Origin of the sequence: Streptomyces cynarae, from assembly GCF_025642135.1 — a bacterium.
Classification (GTDB): Bacteria; Actinomycetota; Actinomycetes; order Streptomycetales; family Streptomycetaceae; genus Streptomyces; species Streptomyces cynarae.
Genome location: NZ_CP106793.1, coordinates 926,520 through 947,225, shown reverse-complemented (window position 1 = coordinate 947,225; position 20,706 = coordinate 926,520). Strand labels below are relative to the sequence as shown.

The following is a 20,706-nucleotide window of genomic DNA, read 5'->3' as shown; positions in this document are numbered from 1 at the left end:
CCGTCCTCTCGTCCCTCATGTACCGGGCCGGGTACCACGCGCCGCGCCGGCCACACGCGCGGGAACCCGCCGCTCACGGGTCCAGTCCAGCAGCTCCTCGGCGGTCCAGGTCGTGACCACACGGTCCGCGGGCACCTGGCACTCCTCGGCCCGGGCGCAGCCGTTGATCTGCCAGTCCAGTTGCCCGGGCGCATGGGCGTCGGTGTCGATCGCGAACAGCGCCCCCGCCTCGACCGCCCGGCGCAGCAGTCGCCGCGGCGGGTCCAGCCGCTCGGGCCGGCTGTTGATCTCCACGGCCGTACCGGACTCGGCACACGCGGCGAACACCGCGTCCGCGTCGAACTCCGACTCCGGGCGCCCTCGCCCGGTGATCAGCCTTCCGGTGCAGTGGCCGAGCACATCGGCCAGCGGATTGCGGACGGCCGCGATCATGCGACGCGTCATCGAGCGCGCGTCCATGCGCAGCTTGGAGTGCACCGACACGACCACGACGTCGAGCCGGTCCAGCAGTTCCGGGGCCTGGTCCAGTGAGCCGTCCTCGAGGATGTCGCACTCGATGCCGGTCAGCAGCCGGAAGGGCTTCCACCCCTCGTTCAGCGCGGCGACCACGTCCAGCTGCTCGCGCAGCCGCTCCGCGGACAGCCCGCGGGCGACGGTGAGCCTGGGGGAGTGGTCGGTGAGCGCCGCCCACTCATGTCCGAGCCGCGCCGCCGTGCGGCCCATTTCCTCGATCGGGCTGCCGCCGTCCGACCAGTCCGAGTGCAGATGGCAGTCGCCGCGCAACAGCGCCCGCAGCCGCTCGCCGCCCCGCTTCGGCGCGCTCCCGCCCTCCTGCTCCAGCTTCTTCAGGTAGCCGGGGACCTGCCCTGCCACCGCCTCCCGCACCACCTGGGCGGTGGTGGGACCGATGCCCTTGAGCGACTCCAGCGTCCCGGCGGCCGCGCGCTCGGCGACTTCGTCCCCGGGCAGAGCGGCCACCACGGCGGACGCGGTGCGGAAGGCCCGTACGCGATAGGTGGGGGCCTGGGCCCGCTCCAGCAGGAACGCGATCCGGTCCAGCGCTGTGACGGGGTCCATCGGCACCTCCCTCCTCAAGCGTTGCCCAGCCGGGTGCGGCCCGCACGACGGGCGCGTCCGGCCGCCTCGACGCGCGGACCGCTCTACCCTCGATTGCATGACCGAAATCGCGAGTCCCCACATCTCCCGTCCGCGGATCGTGGTGCTCGGGGTCCAGCCGGGCGACCCGCCGTTCCGGATCGTGGAGGTCGACGGCGAGGTGGTCGGCGCGGCACACTCCCTCACCGACGTGCTGGCGCTCGCCGCGGAGGCGGGCGTCCTGGTCCACGACTGCGACGACCCGGACATGGTCCGCTGGGTGGGTGGCGGCAAGTTCCGCTGGACGCCGCACTAGCCCGTACGACGACCTGGTCGACGACTCGGCGGGACGTCGCCGCCTCGGGCCTTGCGCGGCTTGCGGGCGTGCACGGCCCGCCCCAGCCGGCGCCCCACCAGCAGATGGCCGAGCAGCGCGCCCGCGGTGTTGAGGATGACGTCGTCGATGTCGAAGGCCCGCCCTGTGACGACCGCGCCCTGCACCAGTTCGACCAGCAGCATCACGCACGCGGTGACGAAACCCACGCGCAGGATGCCCCGCGCCCCGGGCGCCAGTACCGGCAGCAGGATCCCGAACGGAACACCGAGCAGTACGTTTCCGCCGATCTGCCGCACGGCGTCGCGCGCCCCGGAATGCTCCAGATAGGCGCGCAGGGAACGCCCGGGATGCAGATTGCTGTGGACCAGCGCCCGCGACGCGGGCGACGGCTCCAGCGTCAGCCGGGCCAGCGCGGCGGCGAACGCCACCATCGCCACGAAGGCCAGGGCCATGGCCAGCAACCGCAGCGGAAGCGGCAGCGGCCGCCGTTCCCGCTCAGGAGCCGTCGGTGCCCGGCGGAGACCGGACCTGGCGGCCAGTGCGCGCAACGCCGGATGTGCCATCGCGTCCTCCCGGTGTCAAGTTCCCTCCAAGCGAAGCTGGTTACCCGCTGTCGGGGCATCGAAGCCCGCCGGTGCGCAAGCCGGGACAGGCGTCCACCACTGATGAACCTGAGGCTCACCGCCGTCGGTTTCCCCGCCCGTACGCGGGGCACTCCGAGCAGCAGTCACTCGCGCGCGCCGCCACCTCCCGCAGCCCGCGCGGTGCTTGGATGACATCCCAGTTATTCAGGACATTCCATAGCGAAGATGGACGGAGGCGGTGCATGAACGCGCGTACGACATTCCGTGCCGCCCTCGAGATCGTCCTCTGGTGGGGTGGCCTGACCGCGCTCTGGATCGTTCTCATCAGCTCCGTCGACACCCTGGAGTGGGCCGTCGGCGCGCCGGCCGCACTCGTGGGCGCCGTCGCGGCACGCGCCGCACGACGGGCGGTGGGCGCCCGGTGAACGGCTGGACGCTCACGGCCACGATCGCGCTCGGCGCGGGCGTCGGCTCGACGGTGTGGGGTGTCTCCACCGGACCGCTGCGCCGTCGGGTCGTCGCCCAGAACCTCTCCAGCGCGGTCGCGTGCCCCGGACTGCTGCTGCTGTCCCAGGGGTTCGGGCGCACGTCGTACGTGGACCTCGCGCTCCTGCTGGCCCTGCTGGGGCCCATCGGCACCCTCGTCTTCGCCCGGCTGCTCGCCGACGAACTGGCCGACGACCCGCCGCAGGCCTGGGGCATCACCCTTGCCGTCGCCGGATACGGGGCCGTGGTGGTGCTGGTGCTGTGCGCCGTCACCGGACCCGGGCGGGCGATGGTCAAGCTGCTGGTCGTCGGGGCACTGCTGATCAGCGGCAACCTCATCGCCTCCCGGGCGCTCGCAGGCGGATTCGGGAGCCACCGTGGATGACCCGCTGATCGTCGTCGCCCTGCTGCTCGTCGCCGCCTCGGCGACCGCGGCCGTCGCCACCCGCGACCCCGCCCGCCAGGCCCTCGTCCTCGCCCTGCTCGGCCTGTGTCTGGCCGTGCTGTTCACGGTGGTGCAGGCCCCCGACGTGGGCCTGTCGCAGCTCGCGGTGGGGTCCGCGGTCACCCCGCTGCTGATCATGCTCTCGGTGCGCAAGGTCAAAAGGAAACCGAGGGGCGGGAAGGGGGAGGAGCGATGACGCGGCGCGTCCGGATGGTCGTGCTGGCTCTCGGCGGCGCCTGCCTCGCGGCCCTCCTCGTCGCCGCCTGCCTCGGTATGCCCTCCTTCGGCGGCTCCCGGCACCCCTACGGAGACCGGGCCGTCCACGCCTCCCTGTCCCGGCAGACCGCCAACACCATCGCCTCCGTCAACTTCGACCTGCGCGCCTTCGACACGCTCGGCGAGATGAGCATCCTGTTCGCTTCCGTCCTCGGCACGGTCGTGCTGCTCCGCCAGACCCGCGACGAGAAGCGCGCCGCGCCGGAACCGGAGGCGGTCGTGCCACCCGTGCGCCGCTACGCGCTGATCGTGCTGCCGGTCGCCCTTCTCACCGGCCTGTACGTCATCGCGCACGGCCAGCTCAGTCCCGGCGGCGGCTTCCAGGGCGGAGTCGTCGCCGCGACCGGCCTGCACCTGCTCTACCTCGGCGCCGACTACCGCGCCCTGGAACGCATCCGGCCGATCGACGTGTACGAGATCGGCGACGCGCTCTCCGCCTCCGGCTACCTCGTGACGGGGCTCGCGGGCGTTCTCGCCGGCACGGCGTTCCTCGCCAACACCCTTCTGCCGTACGGCACGTTCAACACACTGTCGTCCGGCGGCATCGTGCCGGTGCTGAACGCCGCCATCGGCATGGAGGTGACCTGCGCGATCGTCGTCCTGCTCGCACGCTTCCTGGACCAGGCCGTCGAAATCGAGGAGGAGGACGGGAACCGATGAGCGTACTGCCGTACCTCGTGGCCGTCTGGATCTTTCTGACCGGCTGCTACGGCCTCACGACCAGCCGCAACCTGATCCACGCGGTCGGCTGCCTCGCCGTCTGCCAGTCCGCCACCTACGTCCTGCTGCTCGCCGTCGGCTACCGCGACGGCGGCACCGCGCCCGTCTTCTCCGACCTCAAGCCCGGTTCACGTCCCGTGGTGGACCCGGTCGTACAGGCGCTCACCCTCACCGACATCGTCGTCGGCGCCACCGTCACCGCCCTGCTGCTCGCCCTCGTCATGCAGGTCGCCAAGCGCCACGGCACCGTCGACCCCGACGAACTGCGGGAGCTGCGCGGTTGATGAACCACCTGTTGCCGCTGCTCGTCGCCGTCCCGGTGCTCGGTGCCGGAGCGCTGGTCGCCTGCGGACGCCGGCTGCCCCGCGTCGTCGCCGAGAGCACCGGGTGCGCCCTGTCGGGCGGCACCGCCGCACTCGCCCTCTGGCTGCTCCTCAACTCCTCGCCGCCGCTGACCGAATGGGTCGGTGCCTGGACACCCGTGGGCGGCGAGAGCGTCGGCATCGTCCTCGTCGGGGACGGCCCCGGGCTCGGGATGGCCGCTCTCGCCTCCGTGCTGACGCTGGCCGCCCTCGTGTACTCCTGGCGCTACTTCGAGGAGCCGCCCCGTGGGCACGCCGGTTCCTACCCCGCCTTGTTGCTGCTGTTCCAGGGCGGCATGTGCGGCTTCGCGATCACCGGCGACCTGTTCAACGCGTTCGTGTTCTTCGAGTTGATGGGCGCCGCGGCCTACGCCCTGACCGGCTTCCGGGTCGAGGAGGCCAAGGCCGTCCAGGGAGGGCTGACCTTCGGCGTCATCAACTCGCTCGGCGCGTACGCCATGCTCATGGGCATCGGGCTGCTGTACGCGCGCACCGGCGAACTCGCCATGACCAAGCTGGGACGCGGGCTCGACGCCCACGGCGGACCCGATGCGCTGACCCTCGCCGCCTTCGTCCTCGTCCTGACCGGGCTGCTGGTCAAGTCCGCCGCGGTGCCGTTCCACTTCTGGCTGCCCGACGCGCACGCCGTCGCACCCACCCCGGTGTGCATGCTGCTGTCCGGCGTCATGGTCGAACTCGGGCTGTACGGGGTCTGGCGCGTCTACACCACCGTCTTCTCGGGGCCCGGCGGAATTCCGGCGGCCGACCTGGAGCGGGCCCTGGTCGTCCTGGGCATCCTGACCGGCGTCGTCGGCGCCGTCATGTGCTGGCAGCAACGCCACATCAAACGGCTCCTCGCCTGCTCGACCATCGCCCACATGGGGCTGTTCCTCGTCGGTGTCGGCACGCTCGTGCCCGAGGCGGACGACGGGGTGGCCCTGTACATCCTGGGACACGCCGGAGCCAAGGCCGCGCTGTTCGCCTGCACCGGCCTTCTGCTCGACCGGTTCGGCTGTGTCGACGAGGCGGCGCTGCACGGCAGCGGCCGTCCGCTGCGTGGCGCCGCGGTGATGTTCGTGCTCGGCGGGCTCGCGCTCGCCGGACTGCCCCCCTTCGGCACCTCCCTCGGCAAGGCGGTCCTCGAGGAGGCGGGCGGGCCGCTGACGGTCCTCTACGTCGCCGTGTCCGCGGTGACGGGCGGCGCGGTCCTGCGGGTCGCCGCGCGCGTCTTCTTCGGGCTCGGGCCTCAGCCGCAGGTCGATTCGGCGTACGAGACCACCGGCACCGGAGAGGAACCCGAGACCCGGCACCGGCTGCGCCGCATCCCGGACACCATGACCGCCGTGCCCGCCGTGCTGCTCGCCGCGTCGCTCGCGGTGGGCGTCGTCCCGGGTTTCGCGCAGACCGTGGCGCGCTCCGTGAACGCCTCCGGCTCGGGCGGTGCGGCCGTCTCGGTCCACTGGACCGCGGCCGGCGTACTACTGGGGCTCGCCTCCACGGTCCTCGCCCTCGCCCTGGCCGCACTCGCCGTCGCCCGCCCCGGACTGCTCGCCCTCCGGGCGTGGACGCTGCCACTGCGTCGGCTGCAGTCCGGGCACATCGGGGACTACGTGGCGTGGGTCCTGGCGGGTGCGGCCCTGCTCGGGGTGCTCGCCCTGCCGGCTGTCCTGACCGGCTGAGAGCCCTGAGCGGAGGGCGGCGGCTCAGGTGCCGTAGGACACCTTCACCTCCTTGAATCCGAGGGACTTCAACAGCCCGTCGAGCATGCCGGTGGTGTTGGTCTCGGCGCGGCCGGTCAGTTCGCTCTCCTTCGCGGCCTCGGCGATGTGCTGGACGGCCAGTTTCTGCACGGCCTGCTCACTGCCCGGGTTGTCCGAGAAGAAGTCGCCGATGCGGTCGAGCAGGCCGCGCTGTTTGGAGACGGCGTACGAGCGGTCGGGGTCGAGCGCGGGTTTGCCCAGGGCGGCGTGGGGGAGCCGGATGGTCGCGGACGTGCGGTCGCCGTTGACCTCGACGTCCTGCTCGCCGACCTTGCCGAGGTCGACGTAGGCGTCGACGGTGCCCGCGCCGACGTACAGGGTGCGGGTCCCGCGGATCGCCGACGGCAGGAACCTGGAATCCTTCTCCAGGTCCACGACCACCTGGAAGTTGCCTGAGGCGGCCTGGTAACGGCTCATGTCCTGGATGGACTTCAGCAGTGCGGGTCCGGACCGGTCGTGCGTGTCCGTGCCGAACAGGTCACGCAGCCCCGGGAACACGCTCAGCCGCAGCCCGGCGGAGAACACCGCGAGCAGGGCGACGAGCGCGACGACGGCCTTGCCCCAGCCGGGCATCCGCCGCCTCGCGGTCACCGATGAGGGTGCCTGCTTCGTGGACGTCGTCATCTCGACAGTCCTCCCTTCTGACAAGCGGTTGCCCGCCAGGTGCCTTGCTCGAACGCGGTGTTGGGGGACGGGGGAAACGGAGGGCGTGGCCATGAGGTCGCTGTGAATTTCCGGTGCGGTTGAACACGGGTGGGTTCCGCCACGTACACGGAGGGGGGCTTTCCATGCCGAGCCGGTCAAGACCTGTAGGAGCACTGCCTTGAGACGCAATTCGCGTAGACGTCCGACGGGCGCACGGCGCGCGACCTTCGCAGCGGTCGCGCTGATATTGGGCGGAGGGGGGCTGGTAGCGGCGAACGTCTACGCCTCGGCGACCGAGAGCGGCTGGGGCGGCTCGGAACAGGGCGGCGGCGACCGGGTCCTTGCTGCCGGGACCGTCACCATCGACTGCCCGGACGTCGGCCAGAAGCTGACCGACGTGCCGGGCGCGGCGAAGCCGCAGGTCGACACGGAACTGGCGACACTGGACCAGCAGATCACCGAGGCCTACGACCGGCTGGCGTCCACGCGCCAGGCCCAGGCGGACGACACGGACTACGTCCAGAACTCCATCCTCGGCCCGCTCAAGGACCGGCGCGCCGCGGTGATCGACCGGATCAAGACGGACTACCAGCGGGCGGGCGGCACCGCCCCCGGCGCGATCGACGGCATGGCAGCGTGCACGGGGATGCCGGCCGACCAGGCGCAACCCTCAGCCGGTGGCCAGAGCGGCGACGGCGGACAGCAGAACAACGGGGGCGACGCTCAGAACAACGGCGGACAGCAGAGCGGCAACGGTCAGAACAACGGCGGGCAGCAGGGCAACGGCGGTCAGGCGGGCACGAGCGGGCCCGTCGCCTCCGACTTCGTGGACATCCGGACCGTGCAGCCGAACGTCGTCAAGCCCGTGCAGCAGGCCGGCGGCTCCACCGGCTCGTTCGAGACCAGGTGCGGCGTCAACGAGAACAAGAACCACAACACCGACAACGTGATCGTGGCGCCCGGCGTCAAGAACGGCGCACACCACCTGCACGACTACGTCGGCAACCAGTCGAACGACGCCTTCGCCACCAACGACACCTTCGCAGCGGCGCAGACCAGCTGCCGGAACCAGCAGGACAAGTCCTCCTACTACTGGCCGGTGCTCCGTGTCCAGGACGGCACGCAGGACTTCGACCAGAACGCCGACGGCGGCGGCAAGGAAGGCAACGTCGGCCGGATCCTGGTGGCCCGGCAGGCCGAGATCAGGTTCACCGGCAGCCCGACGAGCAAGGTCGCGCCCATGCCGCGGTTCCTGCGGATCATCACCGGTGACGCCAAGGCCTTCACCAACGGCCCCAAGAACGCCAACGCGCACTGGAGCTGCACCGGCTTCGAGGACAAGGTGCAGCTGACGGACAAGTACCCGATCTGCCCGCAGGACAGCGAGGTGGTGCGGTCGTTCGCGTTCCAGAGCTGCTGGGACGGTCAGAACATCGACAGCGCCAACCACCGCACGCATGTGGCCTTCGCCGACGCGAGCGGCACCTGCCCGAACGGCTTCAAGGCGATCCCGCAGCTGACGATGCGTCTGGTGTACGACGTGCCGCAGCCGGTCGTCGAGAACGGGCAGGTGAGGAACGCCTACGCGGTGGACGGCTTCCCCGAGCAGCTGCACAAGCCGATCACCGACCACGACGACTTCATCAACGTCATGACCGACGAGCTGATGGGCCAGGTGGTCGACTGCGTCAACACCGGCAAGCGGTGCGGTGGTGACGCCGGCGACCAGCCGCAGAACACGCCGTCGCCGTCCGCCGACGCCCCGTCCGGCGGCGACGCCGGGTCCGGCTCGACCACCGCGCCCGGCGGCGGGACGGGATCCGCCCCGGCCGCCACACCCGGTGGCGGCGCCGGAAACGGCTCCGGCACCCCCGGCCCGCAGTCCGCGCAGCCCTCGACGGCCGCGCCGGTCACCACGGCGCCGACCGCAGGCGCAGGTGGCGCCGGCGGCGGTGCCACGCCCGAGGTCTCCGCGTCCCCGTCGGCGGCGGCGGCGGCGCGGTCGCCGAGCCGCGAAGCGCCTCGGAAGGGCACCACACCGGCGCGGCCACGAGTCCTGCCGAGACCTCACCCGCCATCGGGGAGGCGATCTCCGCCGCTCCGTCCGCCGTCTCCTCCACGGCCCCCACCGCTGCCCCCTCGACCCCGCCGGGGACCGCGCCTCAGTCGGTTTCGGGTGGCGGGCTGGCGGAGACCGGTGCGCACCTGTGGCCGGCCGCGGCCGGAGCGGTCCTGGTGATCGCGGGTCTGGTGGTGCTGCGCCGGAACGCACGCAGGTCCTTCTGACACGCGTTCGTGCCACAGGGAGGAGCGGCGGGACCTGTCCGGGCCGGACAGGTCCCGCCGCTCTCCGTTTCCGCCGTCCCGAAGGGGCTACCAGGATCCGGCGGACTCCGACTCGCCCAGGACCTCCTCGAGTGACGCCGCGGGCGGCAGCACGGCCGCCAGTCCGGTCAGGCGCAGGATGCGAAGGGTCAGCGGGTGGGTGCACACCAGATGCAGTGTGCCGCCCTGCGCGAGCACCCGGCGCCGGGCCCGGTACAGCAGGCGCAGCCCGGAGCAGTCGAAGAACTCCACCGGACGCAGGTCGATGACGATGCGCGGGCCACGCCGGATCGTCGCGGAGTCCAGGAACGGGATGATCTCCACCGCGGCGAGGATGTCGATCTCGCCGCGGAACTCCAGCACCGTGTGGCCGCGCTCCCGGTGGATGCGCAGATGACGGGTGAGCGGTGCCGGATCCTGCCCCACGTCGACATCGCCTCCCCCGCCAACTCCTCGCACCAGCCTGCAACTTACCCTCGACAGAGTGAATTTGAGCATGTTCGATTGACATATGTCTTCGAATTGAGGGTGAGTCGCCGGTGCAGGTCGTGGCGAGGATCCTCGATCGGCCGCGGCAGACCTACGACAACGCGTGCCAGGCCTTCGACAGCGCCTGACGGAGCTGGTCGGCCTGGTGCGGCGTGAGGTCGCGGACCATCCGCTCCTCCAGCTCCCGCACCGGACAGGCGACCCTCGCCAGCAGCTCGCGTCCGGTGTCGGTCAACAGGATGAGCAGTTCCCTGCGGTTGCGCGGGTTGCGCTCCCGCCGCACCAGGCCGCGGCTCTCCAGTGACCGCACGAGATCGGCCATGGACTGTGCGGTGACGAACGAGTCCCGGGCCAGCTGGGCCGCCGACAATCCGTCGTGGCGCTCCAGGACGGTGAGGGCCGTGTACTGCAGGGCCGTGATCCCCTCGGGCTTGACCAGCTCGTCCAGGTGCGAGCGCACCACGAGTTCCACCTGCTTGACCATATAGAGCAACGACGGGCGTGTCTGTGTACCGACCATGCGTGCACCCTAGACCATTGACAGGAAACCTGTCCGTAATCAGACTGCGGACCAACAGGATTCCTGTTTGTTGAACTTTTGGCGATCACAACGCTGGGGAGTGGGCCATGACCTCCACCTTCGACACCGATCCCGGGCAGCTGTTCATCGGCGGCCAGTGGCGCGAGGCCGCGGACGGCGCCCGCATGGATGTCATCGACCCGTCCACCGGCCAGGTGATCACGACCGTCGCCGAGGCGGCCGCCTCCGATGTCGACGCCGCCGTACGCGCGGCCCGGGAGGCCTTCGACTCCGGGCCGTGGCCCCGGATGAGCGGCCGTGAGCGCGGACGCGTGCTGCACCGCGTCGCGGAGCTGATCCGCGCCAACGCCGAAGAGATCGCCGCCCTGGAGAGCCTGGACGTCGGCAAGCCGATCTCGCTGTGCGGCGCCGTGGACGTCACGAACGCGGCCAATGACTACGAGTACTACGCCTCCCTCGCACAGAGCCAGGACGGCGCGACCCGCGACACCCCATTGGGCGCCTTCGCCTACACCCGGCGCGAGCCGCTCGGCGTGGTGGCGGCCATCACGCCCTTCAACTTCCCGCTGATCCTCTCCGGTTCCAAGCTCGCCCCCGCCCTCGCGGCCGGCAACACCGTGGTGCACAAGCCCGCCGAGGAGACCCCGCTCAGCGCCCTGTACATGGCACGCCTGCTGGCGGAGGCCGGTGTGCCCGACGGCGTGGTCAACGTAGTCACCGGCACGGGCCCGGTGGCGGGCGAGGCGCTGCTGCGCAACCCCGGCGTCGACAAGGTCGCCTTCACCGGTTCCACCGCGGTCGGCCGGCACGTGGCGAGCGTGGCGGGCGAAGGGCTCAAGACCGTGATGATGGAGCTGGGCGGCAACGCCGCGCACGTCGTGTTCGAGGACGCCGACCTCGAGAAGGCGGTCGGCGCGATCATCAAGGGCTTCGTCTTCAACACCGGCCAGTTCTGCATGGCCGGACCCCGGCTGCTGGTCGCCCGGCCGGTGCACGACACCGTGGTCGGCATCCTCGCGGAGGCGGTCGCCGGGGTGCCCGTCGGCGACCCGCGCGATCCGGGCACCGTCGTCGGGCCGATGGCGGGGGAGAAGCACCTGAAGAAGGTCGAGGAGTACGTCGAACTGGCCCGCAAGGAGGGTGCCAGGGTCGTCGTCGGCGGTGAACGGCTCGACCTGGGCGGCGGCTACTACTACAAGCCCACCGTGATCACCGGCCTGTCCAACGACTCCCGGGTCGTCCAGGAGGAGATCTTCGGCCCCGTCCTCACCGTGCAGCCCTTCGACTCCGAGGACGAGGCGGTGGCACTCGCCAACTCCACGCCGTACGGCCTGGCTTCGGGCGTGCAGACCACCAACCTGGCCCGCGCCCACCGCGTCGCCGGGCGGCTGCAGGCCGGCATCGTCTGGATCAACGACTGGGCCATGCTCGACCCCGCACTCCCCTTCGGCGGCGTCAAGGACTCCGGCTTCGGCCGCGAGTACGGGCCCGAGGCCCTCGCCGCCTACACCAAGGTCAAGTCCGTCCTCGTCTCGCTCGACTGAGCGCCCGCGCAAAGGAGTTCACCGCATGACCACCACCACACGCGCCGCCGTGGTCGAGTCCGGGGGAGCGCCCTTCACGCTCTCCGAGGTGGAACTCGCCGACCCGGGCCCGGGCGAGGCCCTGGTCCGCATGGTCGCCACCGGCCTGTGCCACACCGACCTCGGCGTGGCGAGCGGCGGACTGCCGTTCCCGTTGCCCGGCGTCCTCGGCCACGAGGGGGCCGGAATCGTCGAGGCCGTCGGACCGGGTGTGACGGGCGTCGAGCCCGGTGACCACGTGGTGCTGTCCTTCACCTCCTGCGGCGGCTGCCGCAACTGCCGCGACGGGCACCCGGCGTACTGCGCCACCTGGCTGCCGCTGAACCTGATCGGCGGTCGCCGCGCCGACGGCAGCAGCACCATCAGCCGCGACGGCACTCCCCTGGGCGGCCACTTCTTCGGCCAGTCCTCCTTCGCCGAACGGGCCCTGGTGGACGAGCGCAGCCTGGTCAAGGTCGACCCGGAGGTGCCGCTCGCCTCCATCGCCCCGCTCGGCTGCGGAGTGCAGACCGGGGTCGGCGCCGTGTGGAACGTGCTCAGGCCCCGAGCCGGCAGCACGCTCGTCGTCCTCGGCGCCGGCGCGGTGGGCCTGTCGGCGGTGATGGCGGCCGCCCTCACCCCCGCCGCCAGGATCATCGCCGTCGACCGGGTCGGCGAACGCCTCGCCCTGGCCAAGGAGTTGGGCGCCACGCACACCGTCGACGCGGCCGAGGCCGACCTCGCCGATGCGCTCGCGCTGCTGACCGACGGCCAGGGAGCCGACGGTGTCGTCGAGACCACCGGCAGCGTGGCCGTGCTGCGCCAGGGTGCCGACGCGCTGGCCGCCCGCGGGACCCTCGTCGTCGTCGGCGCCCCGCCCTTCGGCACCGAAGTCGCCCTGGACGTCAACGGCTTGCTGCCCGGCAAGCAGATCGTGGGCATCACCCTGGGGGACAGCGAGACCCAGACCTTCATCCCGGCCCTCGTTCAGCTGGTCAAGGAGGGGCGGCTCCCGCTGGACCGCCTGATCGGCACCTATCCGTTCGCGGAGATCGACCAGGCGGTGCGGGACATGAGCGCGGGCAAGACGATCAAGCCCGTGCTCACCTTCTGAGCGAGCGCCGTCAGCCCACGAGCGGCACCGGCCGGCGGGAACGTCCACAGCGGACGTTCCCGCCGGCCGCTGACACGTGGAGCCCCGGGTCCTCAGGCGTCCGGGGCCGCGTACACGCACGCACCCCCGACATAGGTGAGCGCCACCCGTGTCTCGCCGATCGCCTCGGGCGGCCCCGCATACGGGTCGCGGTCCAGCACCACCAGGTCCGCCAGCGCGCCCGGGCGCACGGTCCCGGTGTCGTCCAGGTGGTTCACGTACGCCGACCCCGCCGTGTACGCCGTCAGCGCGTCCGTGAGTCCGATGCGCTCCTCGGGCAGGAACACCGGACGCGAGCCGCCCGGAAGCACCCGGTTGACGGCGACATGGACGCCCTGCAACGGATCGGGGCTGCTCACCGGCCAGTCGCTGCCCGCCGCCAGGGTCGCCCCGGCCCGCAACAGGGCGCCGAACGGATACTGCCAGGAGGCCCGTTGAGGCCCAAGGAACGGGATCGTCAGCTCGTCCATCTGCGGCTCGTGCGCCGCCCACAGCGGCTGGATGTTCGCCGTCGCGCCGAGCTGCGCGAAGCGGGGCACGTCGTCGGGGTGCACGATCTGCAGATGCGCCAGATGCGGCCGGGTGTCGCTCGGCCCGTTGGCCTTGCGGGCCGCCTCGATGGCGTCCAGCGCGTCCCGTACGGCCCGGTCGCCCAGCGCGTGGAAGTGGCACTGGAAGCCCAGCGCGTCCAGCTCGGTGACGTACGACGGCAGTCGGTCCGGGGCGACGAAGCTGGTGCCGCGGTTGGCGGTGGCGCAGCCGCAGGCGTCCAGGTACGGGTCGAGGAGCGCCGCCGTACCGGTCTCGGCGATCCCGTCCAGCATCAGCTTGACGCTTCCCGCGCGGAACCTGCCGTGGCTCGACGCGGCCCGTCGCTCGACGAGTTCGGGTATCTGCTCGGCGCCGCGACCGCGGTCCCACCACAGGGCACCGACGACCCGCGCGGTCAGCGAACCCTCGCGGGCGGCGGCCAGATAGGCATCGGACGGGTCGTCCATGCCGAGGAAGTCGCCGACGAGCGCGTCCTGCCAGGCGGTGACGCCGAGCGCGTGCAGATGCCGCTGGGCGTGCAGCAGCGCGGCGAGCCGGTCCGCGGCGGTGGCCGCGGGCGTGAGCCGGCCGACGTACCGCATCGCCCCTTCCTGGAGCAGGCCCGTGGGCTCCCCGGACGCGTCGCGCTCGATCCGCCCGTCGGCCGGGTCCGGAGTGTCCCGGGTGAGACCCGCACGCTCCAGCGCACGGCTGTTGACCCATGCGCCGTGATGGTCGCGGTTGGGCAGGTACACCGGCCGGTCCGGGACGACCGCGTCGAGCAGTTCCCGGGTCGGGGCACCGCCCTCGAAGGCCTCCATGGACCAGCCCCCGCCGGTGATCCACTCCCGGTCGGGGTGCGCCTCGGCGTACGCCCGTACCGCGGCGACGGTCTCCTCGGCGGTCTTCGTCCCGGTGAGATCGCACTGGGACATCTCCAGGCCGGCGGGCACCGGATGGATGTGCGCGTCCTGGAAGCCGGGCAGCAGCAGCCGTCCGGCGAGTTCGACGACCTCGGTCCTCGGACCGGTCAGTTCCCGTGCAGCAGTGTCGCCGACGGCGGCGATCCGGTCGCCCACGACCGCGACCGGGGTGGTGACGGGCCCGTCCGGGGTGAGGACGGGACCGCCGGTGAAGAGGAGATCGGCCTGCATGGTGTCCGTTTCTTGACGAGGGGACGGTGATCAGCTGTGGGTGGCGAGGAGCTGGGGCGCGTCGGCGTCCGTGCCGTGCCCCGTGCGGAAGTACGGCGATCTGCGCACCCACTTGGCCCAGGCGGCCGCCACGAAGCCGGAGGCGACCATCAGCGTGGGCATCAGCAGCAGGAACCAGCCGTTGTCCGCGCGGAGCGCGAGGTGATCGGTGGAGGTGTAGAAGGACCAGCCGAGGTAGCCGCCGAGTCCGAGCAGGGCGAGCGCGCTCAGCGCGGGCAGCACCACGGCCCGGATCCCCTGCCGCCAGTCCTGGCGCAGCAGCCCCCGGAAGCGGGCGGCCGCCGCGAGCGCGGTGAGTGCGTAGGAGAGCGCGACCACGATGCCCACCGCGTTGACCGTCGCCATGATCATGTCGGAGAGACGGGGGATGACCAGCGACAGTGCTGCGACCGCGGCGGCCAGCCCGCCGATCAGCAGCGTTCCGGCGGCCGGCGTCCCGTAGCGCGGGCTGACCTTCGCCCACACCGTCCCCAGCGTCCGGTCCCGGCTCATCGCGAACATGGCGCGCGCCGTCGGGATCACCCCCGCCTGCAGCGAGGCCACCGCCGAGAACATCAGCGCCACCAATGGCAGCGCGGCCAGCGGCTGGGAGGCCAGTCGGTCGCCGAAGTACGCCAGCCCCTGCGGGCCGTGACCCGCCAACTCCTGCTGTGAGAGCACCCGTTGGAAGGCGACCGAGCCGAGCAGGAACAAGGCGAGCATGGTCAGCAGTGTGATGGTCCCGGCGCGGGAGGCGTCCCGCGCGTCGCGCACCTCCTCGTTGACGCTGAACGCCGCCTCGAAGCCCCAGTAGCAGAACACCGACAGCAGCAGCCCCTGAGCGAGCGCCGACGCCGACGGGATGGCGAACGGGTCGAACCAGCTCAGCCGGAACGGGTGCGGGCCGGTGACGATGCCGTAGCCGCAGAAGCCCAGCAGCACCGCGTACTCGAAGACGAGCAGCCCGGTCTGCAGCCGGGCAGCGGTGCGCACGCCGGTGACGGCGGTCACGGTGACCGCGATCAGCACTACCAGACCCACCGCCGTCGTCTGCGCGGTCGAACCCGGGTCGAGCGCCAGGCCTACGACCCGGTGCAGACCGGCCTCCCCGGCCAGTTGCAGCACCGCGGAACCGGTCACGGCCGTGGTGTATGCGAGGAACGCCACCGTGGCCACGATGTTCACCCAGCCGACCAGGAACCCCAGCCAGGGTGTGAGCGAACGGCCCACCCACACATAGCCGTTGCCGGCGTTGGGCTCCACCCGGTTCAGCCGGGAGTAGGCGCCCGCGATGCCCAGGATCGGCAGGAAGGCGAGCAGCATGATGGCCGGCAGATGCAGCCCGACCACACCGGCCGTCACCCCGAGCCCGATGCCGATGCTGGTGGTGGCCGCCGTGCTGGAGGCGGCGATGGCGACGCCGTCCACGACGCCGAGGGACCTGCGCAGGGAGGGTTGCGCGGGCGGGTCCGCGCCATAGGGGGTCCGTGTCATGACGGGCTCCGATCGCACCAGGGGGCCGGAATGAGCCCCGGTGACCGGAAATGAAACTGCTCGGGGCCTTAACAGGTCAACGCTGTTGACATAAGGTGCCCGCACCCGGACCGAAGGGCTGCCGCCGGGCCCCCGCGGGCCGTCGGCCGCCCCTGGACAGCAGTCGGGAGAGCCCATGACCGACCGAGTGGTCCCACCCGCCGCGCGCCGGCGCCGGCGCCCCACCAAGGCCGGTGTCGTCCTGACCGAGGAGCTCATCGTCGACACGGCGATGCGGCTGCTGAAGGAACACGGCGCCGACGCCCTCACCGTGCGCCGCCTCGGCCGCGCCCTCGGCGCCGACCCCACCGCGCTGTACCGGTACTTCCGGGACACCGACGACCTGCTGCTCGCGATCGCCGACGAACTCATCGGCCGGACACTGAGTGTCTGGCGCCCCACCGGCGTGTGGCGCGCCGACCTGTGGGACCTGGGACTGCGCATGCACGCCGGGGCGCTCGCCCATCCGCAGGCGTCCGTGCTCAGCGCCTACCGGGTGACCGGACGGGTGCACGAGATCGAGGCCGTGGAGACGATCCTCGGGGTACTGCGCCGGGCCGGGTTCCCGGACCGGGAGGCCGTACGGATCTACCACGCGTTCGTCGACCAGGCCCTGGCCTTCGCCGCCCTCGACGCGGCGAACGCGTCGCTTCCGCGCACGGCCCGCGAGGCGGAGACGGAGGTGTGGCGCACGACGTACGCCCGGCTGCCCGCCGAGACGCACCCGAACATCGCGGCGACCGCCCGCCATCTCGTCGCCGACATGCGTCACGGCTCCTATCCGGTCGCGCTCGGCCTGTTGCTGTCCGCGGCGGCGGCGCGGCTGGCGGAGGTCAAGGGGCCCACCGACGCGGGGCGGTGAGCGGGTCGTGACGGACTGAAAACGGGGGCGGCGGATACCCGGGGAGCGTATGCGGGCGGGCACAGCGCCCGCCCGCGCCCGAAGGAGGAAGCATGCCCACGGTACTGGCCGGCGTCGTGGTCCTGGACTGCGCCGAGCCCGAGAAACTCGCCGCGTTCTACAAGGACCTGCTCGGCGCCGAGGAGACCGACGCCACCGCGAACCGGGTGGAGATCCGCAGCGCCGACGGGTTCCGGATGGCGTTCCGCCGCGACGTCAACGCCACCCCGCCCAGCTGGCCCCGCCCCGAGAACTCCCTCCAGGTCCACCTCGACTTCCTGGCGCAGGACCTCGACGAGGCCGAGCGCAGGGTCGTCTCCCTGGGCGGACGCCCGCTGGAGGCCAGGGAGGCGCCGGGCCCGTTCGAGGAACGCGGTTACGCCGACCCCGCCGGCCACTCCTTCACCGTGCGGCGCACGAGGGCCACGGCACCGAAGCAGGGGTGAAGCGACGACTTTCGCCAGCCGCGAGCCGCGAGCCGCGAGGCCGGGCACGGCCTCACCTGGGGTGAGCGCATAGGCCCCGCGCCGGGGCGGGGAGCGCCGCTCCGTACCGGCGCCCGGGGACGGGAGCACTGCTCATGGCCGGCGCGGGGGCGGGGAGCGATGCTCTGTCGGCGCCGGGGGACGGGAGCGACGCTCGGCCCTGGCGATCGGGGGCGGGAGCGGTGCTCGGGACCGGTGATGGGGGCCGGGAGGGGAGCGATGCTCGCTGCCGACGTCCGGGGACGGCAGTCCTGTTCGTGGCCGGCGCGGGGGCGGGGAGCGATGCTCTGTCGGCGCCGGGGGACGGGAGCGACGCTCGGCCCTGGCGATCGGGGGCGGGAGCGGTGCTCGGGACCGGTGATGGGGGCCGGGAGGGGAGCGATGCTCGCTGCCGACGTCCGGGGACGGCAGTCCTGTTCGTGGCGGGCGCGGGGGCGGGGAGCGATGCTCGGTGCGGCGCGCCGGGGACGGGAGCGCCGCTCGGCCCCGGCGATCGGGGGCGGAAGCGACGCTCGGGAGCGGCGATGGGGGCGGGAGCGATGCGCTGCCCGGCCCCGGCGCCCGGGACCGGGCGTGCGGCGCTGGTCCCGGCGCCGGAGCGAGGGGCGTCCCGGCCCGTGCGTGGCGGCTCAGTCCCGGCCGCCCTTGTCCCCGCCCGGCCACACGCCCGTCGACCGTTCGATCGCCTTCGCCCCCGTCCGGTCCGCCAGGCTGCGCGCGACCGCGAACAGGGCGCCCTGAAGCGCCGCGGCGAGCAGCACCTCGCCCCAGCCGCGGTCCCGGTCCAGCGCGTCGGGCGCGTCGTCCTCGTGGCGTATCGCCTTCCACGTCGCCCGGAAGGCGTACCCCGCGAGGGCCCCGCTCGCCCAGCCGAGGGCGAACCCGACAGGCCGGTAGACGAGCGGAAGCTTCGGTTTCTTCTTGTCGTGGGCCACGTTTCCCTCCTTGGTGTCCGTACCTCGTGCGTACCTGCCCAGGCGCCTCAAGGCCGCCCCTCGACCGGAACGTGCTCGGCCGCGGGCACCGGCCCCGGCGGCGTCCCGTCACCGAACGGGCGCCCGCCGAGGTCCTCCCGGCCGTGCGGCGTGAGCCAGCCGGCCAGGTCCGGTCCGAGCGGCACGATCCCGGTGGGATTGATGCCCGTGTGCACCTGGTAGTAGTGCCGCTTGATGTGGTCGAAGTCGACGGTGTCGCCGAAGCCGGGCGTCTGGAACAGATCGCGGGCGTACGCCCACAGCACCGGGTCCTCCGCCAGCTTCCAGCGGTTGCACTTGAAGTGACCGTGGTAGACGGCGTCGAAACGGACCAGCGTCGTGAACAGCCGGATGTCGGCCTCGGTGATCGTGTCACCGACCAGGTAGCGCTGTCCGGCCAGGCGCTCCGACAGCCACTCCAGCCGACGGAACACGTCTGTGCACGCCTCCTCGTACTCCTTCTGCTGGTGGGCGAAACCCGCCCGGTACACCCCGTTGTTGACGTCCTTGTACACGAGGCGCATCACGTCGTCGATCTCGTCGCGCAACCGCTCCGGGTAGAGGTCGGGCGCACCGCTGCGGTGCAGCGACGTCCACTCGGTGGCCAGGTCCAGGGTGATCTGCTGGTAGTCGTTCGTGACCAGCCTGCCGCTCGGCACGTCCACGACCGCGGGCACACTGACACCGCCGGGGTATCCGGTCTCGCGGGCGTCGTAGGCCTCGCTGAGGTAGCGGATGCCGAGGACGGGATCGCGGCCGTCGGGGTCGAGGGTGAACCGCCAGCTGCGGTCGTCCTGGATGGGATCGGCGATGGCCAGCGACATGGCGTCCTCGAGCCCGAGCAGCCGCCGCGAGATCACGGCCCGGCTCGCCCAGGGGCAGGCCCGGCTGGCCACCAGCCGGTAGCGGCCGGCCTCGACCGGCCAGCCGTCGCGCCCATCAGCGGTGATGCGGTCCGCGAAGTGGCTCCTGGACCGCTTGAACTGCTTCTTCCCGTATGCGCTGTTGCTGTACTCGCTGTTGCCGTCGGTCATGCGGCCCCTCCTCGCACCGGCGTCCGTCGCACGCCGCTCGGGTTCCCCGATTTGCGTCCCGACACCGTGTGAGAGGCGCGGATGGGGGCAATCGGGCGAGGTGAGCAGGACATCCTCGGATACGGAACGGGACAGTACGGCAGTCGCACGGGCGCCCTCGGACGACGGGCGGCAGCGACGCGAGCCGGAGCGGCGCGACGGGTCCTCGGACGGCAGTACGCGTGTCACGGTCCTCGTGGCGCTCGGCGCCAACCTGCTGATCGCCGTGGCCAAGGCCGTCGGGGGACTCCTCGCCGGCTCGCCGGCGCTGCTGTCGGAGGCGGCGCACTCCGTCGCGGACAGCCTGAACGAGGTCTTCCTGTTGGCCGCGCTGCGCCGCAGCCGCCGCCCGGCCGACCGGCGCCACCCCTTCGGCTACGGCAAGGAACGGTTCTTCTGGTCGCTCCTCGCGGCCGTCGGCATCTTCGTCATGGGCGGCTGCTTCTCCTTCTTCCAGGGCTTCGAGGCGCTGAAGAGCGGCGCGGAGGAGTCGCACAGCGGCTATGTCGCCGGGCTCGTGGTGCTCGGGGTGGCGCTGGTGTCGGAGGGCGTCTCCCTGGTGCGGGCCCTGCACCAGGTGCGCCGGCAGCACGGCACGTCCCTGCGGGCGCTGCGGGACCCGGCGCTGCGGACGGTCCTGGCCGAGGACAGCACGGCGGTGCTGGGCGTGGTCCTCGCGATCGTCGGCATGGCGCTGCACATGGTCACCGGGCAGGTCGTGTGGGAGGCGTCCGCGTCGCTCGCCATCGGCGCGCTACTCGTGTACGTCGCCTTCCGGCTCGGCCGTGACGCCCGCGACCAGCTGATCGGCCAGGCCGCCGATCCCGATCTCAGCCGCCGGATCCGGGAACTGCTCCAGGCTCAGTCCGAGATCGACAGCGTGGAGGCGCTGCAGACCATGCAGCTGGGCCTGGAGTCCATCCTGGTCGCCGCCCGGATCGACCTCGTCCCCGGCCTGGACAGCGAGGAGGTCGAGGACGTCGCGGTGCGCATCAAGCGCTCGCTCACCCGGGAGGTCCCCCAGGCCGACCAGATCTTCCTCGACATCACGGACGCCCCGACCCGCTCGGCGTCCCGGCACCCGGACACGCACACGAAGAGCCCCGCCGCGACGGGGGAACACGGCGGGGCCTAGGGGACGGTTGCCCCGCGCGGAGCGCCTCATGCAGGTGGATTCCGACGGGTCGCGCGCGTGCACCGTACGACGCGGCAGCCGCGCCCGGTGCCGGGTGCCCG

22 protein-coding genes are annotated in these 20,706 nt (G+C 72.3%); 13 read left to right on the top strand and 9 right to left on the bottom strand.

The window, feature by feature from the left end:
• Window positions 1-15: 15 nt before the first annotated feature.
• Window positions 16-1,077, bottom strand: coding sequence for a PHP domain-containing protein (locus N8I84_RS04585; RefSeq protein WP_263228306.1), 1,062 nt, complete (start codon window positions 1,075-1,077; stop codon window positions 16-18).
• Between the two features lie 97 nt (window positions 1,078-1,174).
• Between N8I84_RS04585 and N8I84_RS04580 the strand changes: the two genes are divergently transcribed.
• Window positions 1,175-1,411 carry a hypothetical protein gene (locus tag N8I84_RS04580; RefSeq protein WP_200423068.1) on the top strand — a complete coding sequence of 79 codons (237 nt, stop codon included), beginning with the start codon at window positions 1,175-1,177 and terminating at the stop codon, window positions 1,409-1,411.
• On the opposite strand, the gene N8I84_RS04575 is transcribed toward N8I84_RS04580, so the two are convergent.
• Window positions 1,408-1,995 carry a VanZ family protein gene (locus tag N8I84_RS04575; RefSeq protein WP_263228305.1) on the bottom strand — a complete coding sequence of 196 codons (588 nt, stop codon included), beginning with the start codon at window positions 1,993-1,995 and terminating at the stop codon, window positions 1,408-1,410. The genes N8I84_RS04580 and N8I84_RS04575 overlap by 4 nt on opposite strands.
• Window positions 1,996-2,258: 263 nt before the next feature.
• On the opposite strand from N8I84_RS04575, the gene N8I84_RS04570 reads away from it, so the two are divergent.
• From N8I84_RS04570 to N8I84_RS04545, 6 genes are read left to right on the top strand one after another with little or no spacing between them, the layout of a single operon-like run.
• A complete protein-coding gene (locus tag N8I84_RS04570; protein WP_263228304.1) occupies window positions 2,259-2,441 on the top strand; it encodes a hypothetical protein in 183 nt (60 codons plus the stop codon).
• Entirely contained in the window at window positions 2,438-2,887 is a 450-nt protein-coding gene (locus N8I84_RS04565; protein WP_263228303.1) for an MrpF/PhaF family protein, read from the top strand. Before N8I84_RS04570 ends, N8I84_RS04565 begins: the two co-directional genes overlap by 4 nt.
• The gene (locus N8I84_RS04560; protein ID WP_263228302.1) at window positions 2,880-3,143 is read left to right on the top strand and encodes a Na(+)/H(+) antiporter subunit B; all 264 of its coding nucleotides are present in this window, start codon (window positions 2,880-2,882) and stop codon (window positions 3,141-3,143) included. The genes N8I84_RS04565 and N8I84_RS04560 overlap by 8 nt, the downstream gene beginning before the upstream one ends.
• Window positions 3,140-3,883, top strand: a complete 744-nt coding sequence (locus N8I84_RS04555) for an MnhB domain-containing protein (RefSeq protein ID WP_263228301.1) — start codon at window positions 3,140-3,142, stop codon at window positions 3,881-3,883. Before N8I84_RS04560 ends, N8I84_RS04555 begins: the two co-directional genes overlap by 4 nt.
• Entirely contained in the window at window positions 3,880-4,227 is a 348-nt protein-coding gene (locus tag N8I84_RS04550) for a sodium:proton antiporter (protein ID WP_263228300.1), read from the top strand. Before N8I84_RS04555 ends, N8I84_RS04550 begins: the two co-directional genes overlap by 4 nt.
• Entirely contained in the window at window positions 4,227-5,984 is a 1,758-nt protein-coding gene (locus N8I84_RS04545) for a complex I subunit 5 family protein (RefSeq protein ID WP_263228299.1), read from the top strand. Before N8I84_RS04550 ends, N8I84_RS04545 begins: the two co-directional genes overlap by 1 nt.
• 24 nt (window positions 5,985-6,008) lie before the next feature.
• Here the strand turns inward: N8I84_RS04545 and N8I84_RS04540 are convergent, their stop codons facing one another.
• On the bottom strand, window positions 6,009-6,689 hold the full coding sequence (locus tag N8I84_RS04540; RefSeq protein ID WP_263228297.1) for a DUF4230 domain-containing protein: 681 nt from the start codon (window positions 6,687-6,689) through the stop codon (window positions 6,009-6,011).
• 199 nt (window positions 6,690-6,888) lie between these two features.
• Here N8I84_RS04540 and N8I84_RS04535 point away from each other — a divergent pair, with 199 nt between their 5' ends.
• Window positions 6,889-8,949 (top strand): DUF1996 domain-containing protein, encoded by a 2,061-nt coding sequence (locus N8I84_RS04535; protein ID WP_263228296.1) that lies wholly within the window; start codon window positions 6,889-6,891, stop codon window positions 8,947-8,949.
• A gap of 134 nt (window positions 8,950-9,083) precedes the next feature.
• Here N8I84_RS04535 and N8I84_RS04530 read toward each other — a convergent pair whose 3' ends face one another.
• Complete coding sequence (locus N8I84_RS04530; protein ID WP_263228295.1) at window positions 9,084-9,461, bottom strand: anti-sigma factor antagonist; 378 nt, start codon at window positions 9,459-9,461, stop codon at window positions 9,084-9,086.
• A gap of 154 nt (window positions 9,462-9,615) precedes the next feature.
• Window positions 9,616-10,044, bottom strand: a complete 429-nt coding sequence (locus N8I84_RS04525) for a MarR family winged helix-turn-helix transcriptional regulator (RefSeq protein WP_263228294.1) — start codon at window positions 10,042-10,044, stop codon at window positions 9,616-9,618.
• 107 nt (window positions 10,045-10,151) lie between these two features.
• Between N8I84_RS04525 and N8I84_RS04520 the strand changes: the two genes are divergently transcribed.
• Window positions 10,152-11,609: an aldehyde dehydrogenase family protein gene (locus N8I84_RS04520; protein WP_263228292.1), complete on the top strand. Its 1,458-nt coding sequence runs from the start codon at window positions 10,152-10,154 to the stop codon at window positions 11,607-11,609.
• Between the two features lie 25 nt (window positions 11,610-11,634).
• On the top strand, window positions 11,635-12,741 hold the full coding sequence (locus tag N8I84_RS04515) for an NAD(P)-dependent alcohol dehydrogenase (protein ID WP_263228291.1): 1,107 nt from the start codon (window positions 11,635-11,637) through the stop codon (window positions 12,739-12,741).
• Window positions 12,742-12,833: 92 nt separating this feature from the next.
• Here N8I84_RS04515 and N8I84_RS04510 read toward each other — a convergent pair whose 3' ends face one another.
• Both N8I84_RS04510 and N8I84_RS04505 read right to left on the bottom strand, forming a co-directional pair.
• The gene (locus N8I84_RS04510; protein ID WP_263228290.1) at window positions 12,834-14,465 is read right to left on the bottom strand and encodes an amidohydrolase; all 1,632 of its coding nucleotides are present in this window, start codon (window positions 14,463-14,465) and stop codon (window positions 12,834-12,836) included.
• A gap of 30 nt (window positions 14,466-14,495) precedes the next feature.
• Window positions 14,496-15,998: an APC family permease gene (locus tag N8I84_RS04505; RefSeq protein WP_263228289.1), complete on the bottom strand. Its 1,503-nt coding sequence runs from the start codon at window positions 15,996-15,998 to the stop codon at window positions 14,496-14,498.
• Window positions 15,999-16,173: 175 nt separating this feature from the next.
• Here N8I84_RS04505 and N8I84_RS04500 point away from each other — a divergent pair, with 175 nt between their 5' ends.
• Both N8I84_RS04500 and N8I84_RS04495 read left to right on the top strand, forming a co-directional pair.
• A complete protein-coding gene (locus N8I84_RS04500; protein ID WP_263228288.1) occupies window positions 16,174-16,899 on the top strand; it encodes a TetR/AcrR family transcriptional regulator in 726 nt (241 codons plus the stop codon).
• A gap of 92 nt (window positions 16,900-16,991) precedes the next feature.
• Window positions 16,992-17,384, top strand: coding sequence for a VOC family protein (locus N8I84_RS04495; protein ID WP_263228287.1), 393 nt, complete (start codon window positions 16,992-16,994; stop codon window positions 17,382-17,384).
• A 668-nt stretch (window positions 17,385-18,052) separates the two neighbouring features.
• Here N8I84_RS04495 and N8I84_RS04490 read toward each other — a convergent pair.
• Together N8I84_RS04490 and N8I84_RS04485 are read right to left on the bottom strand one after the other, a co-directional pair.
• Window positions 18,053-18,358, bottom strand: coding sequence for a DUF4235 domain-containing protein (locus N8I84_RS04490; protein WP_103843591.1), 306 nt, complete (start codon window positions 18,356-18,358; stop codon window positions 18,053-18,055).
• A 47-nt stretch (window positions 18,359-18,405) separates the two neighbouring features.
• Window positions 18,406-19,431, bottom strand: a complete 1,026-nt coding sequence (locus tag N8I84_RS04485) for a glutathione S-transferase family protein (protein WP_263228285.1) — start codon at window positions 19,429-19,431, stop codon at window positions 18,406-18,408.
• A gap of 235 nt (window positions 19,432-19,666) precedes the next feature.
• On the opposite strand from N8I84_RS04485, the gene N8I84_RS04480 reads away from it, so the two are divergent.
• Complete coding sequence (locus N8I84_RS04480; RefSeq protein WP_263234662.1) at window positions 19,667-20,605, top strand: cation diffusion facilitator family transporter; 939 nt, start codon at window positions 19,667-19,669, stop codon at window positions 20,603-20,605.
• The last annotated feature ends 101 nt before the right edge of the window (window positions 20,606-20,706 follow it).

Coding starts and splice junctions, on each gene's coding strand:
- N8I84_RS04540 (WP_263228297.1), bottom strand. CDS start 6,689: ATGACGACGTCCACGAAGCAGGCACCCTCATCGGTGACCGCGAGGCGG.
- N8I84_RS04550 (WP_263228300.1), top strand. CDS start 3,880: ATGAGCGTACTGCCGTACCTCGTGGCCGTCTGGATCTTTCTGACCGGC.
- N8I84_RS04580 (WP_200423068.1), top strand. CDS start 1,175: ATGACCGAAATCGCGAGTCCCCACATCTCCCGTCCGCGGATCGTGGTG.
- N8I84_RS04485 (WP_263228285.1), bottom strand. CDS start 19,431: ATGACCGACGGCAACAGCGAGTACAGCAACAGCGCATACGGGAAGAAG.
- N8I84_RS04510 (WP_263228290.1), bottom strand. CDS start 14,465: ATGCAGGCCGATCTCCTCTTCACCGGCGGTCCCGTCCTCACCCCGGAC.
- N8I84_RS04520 (WP_263228292.1), top strand. CDS start 10,152: ATGACCTCCACCTTCGACACCGATCCCGGGCAGCTGTTCATCGGCGGC.
- N8I84_RS04515 (WP_263228291.1), top strand. CDS start 11,635: ATGACCACCACCACACGCGCCGCCGTGGTCGAGTCCGGGGGAGCGCCC.
- N8I84_RS04505 (WP_263228289.1), bottom strand. CDS start 15,998: ATGACACGGACCCCCTATGGCGCGGACCCGCCCGCGCAACCCTCCCTG.
- N8I84_RS04545 (WP_263228299.1), top strand. CDS start 4,227: ATGAACCACCTGTTGCCGCTGCTCGTCGCCGTCCCGGTGCTCGGTGCC.
- N8I84_RS04575 (WP_263228305.1), bottom strand. CDS start 1,995: ATGGCACATCCGGCGTTGCGCGCACTGGCCGCCAGGTCCGGTCTCCGC.
- N8I84_RS04585 (WP_263228306.1), bottom strand. CDS start 1,077: ATGGACCCCGTCACAGCGCTGGACCGGATCGCGTTCCTGCTGGAGCGG.
- N8I84_RS04570 (WP_263228304.1), top strand. CDS start 2,259: ATGAACGCGCGTACGACATTCCGTGCCGCCCTCGAGATCGTCCTCTGG.
- N8I84_RS04500 (WP_263228288.1), top strand. CDS start 16,174: ATGACCGACCGAGTGGTCCCACCCGCCGCGCGCCGGCGCCGGCGCCCC.
- N8I84_RS04555 (WP_263228301.1), top strand. CDS start 3,140: ATGACGCGGCGCGTCCGGATGGTCGTGCTGGCTCTCGGCGGCGCCTGC.
- N8I84_RS04525 (WP_263228294.1), bottom strand. CDS start 10,044: ATGGTCGGTACACAGACACGCCCGTCGTTGCTCTATATGGTCAAGCAG.
- N8I84_RS04495 (WP_263228287.1), top strand. CDS start 16,992: ATGCCCACGGTACTGGCCGGCGTCGTGGTCCTGGACTGCGCCGAGCCC.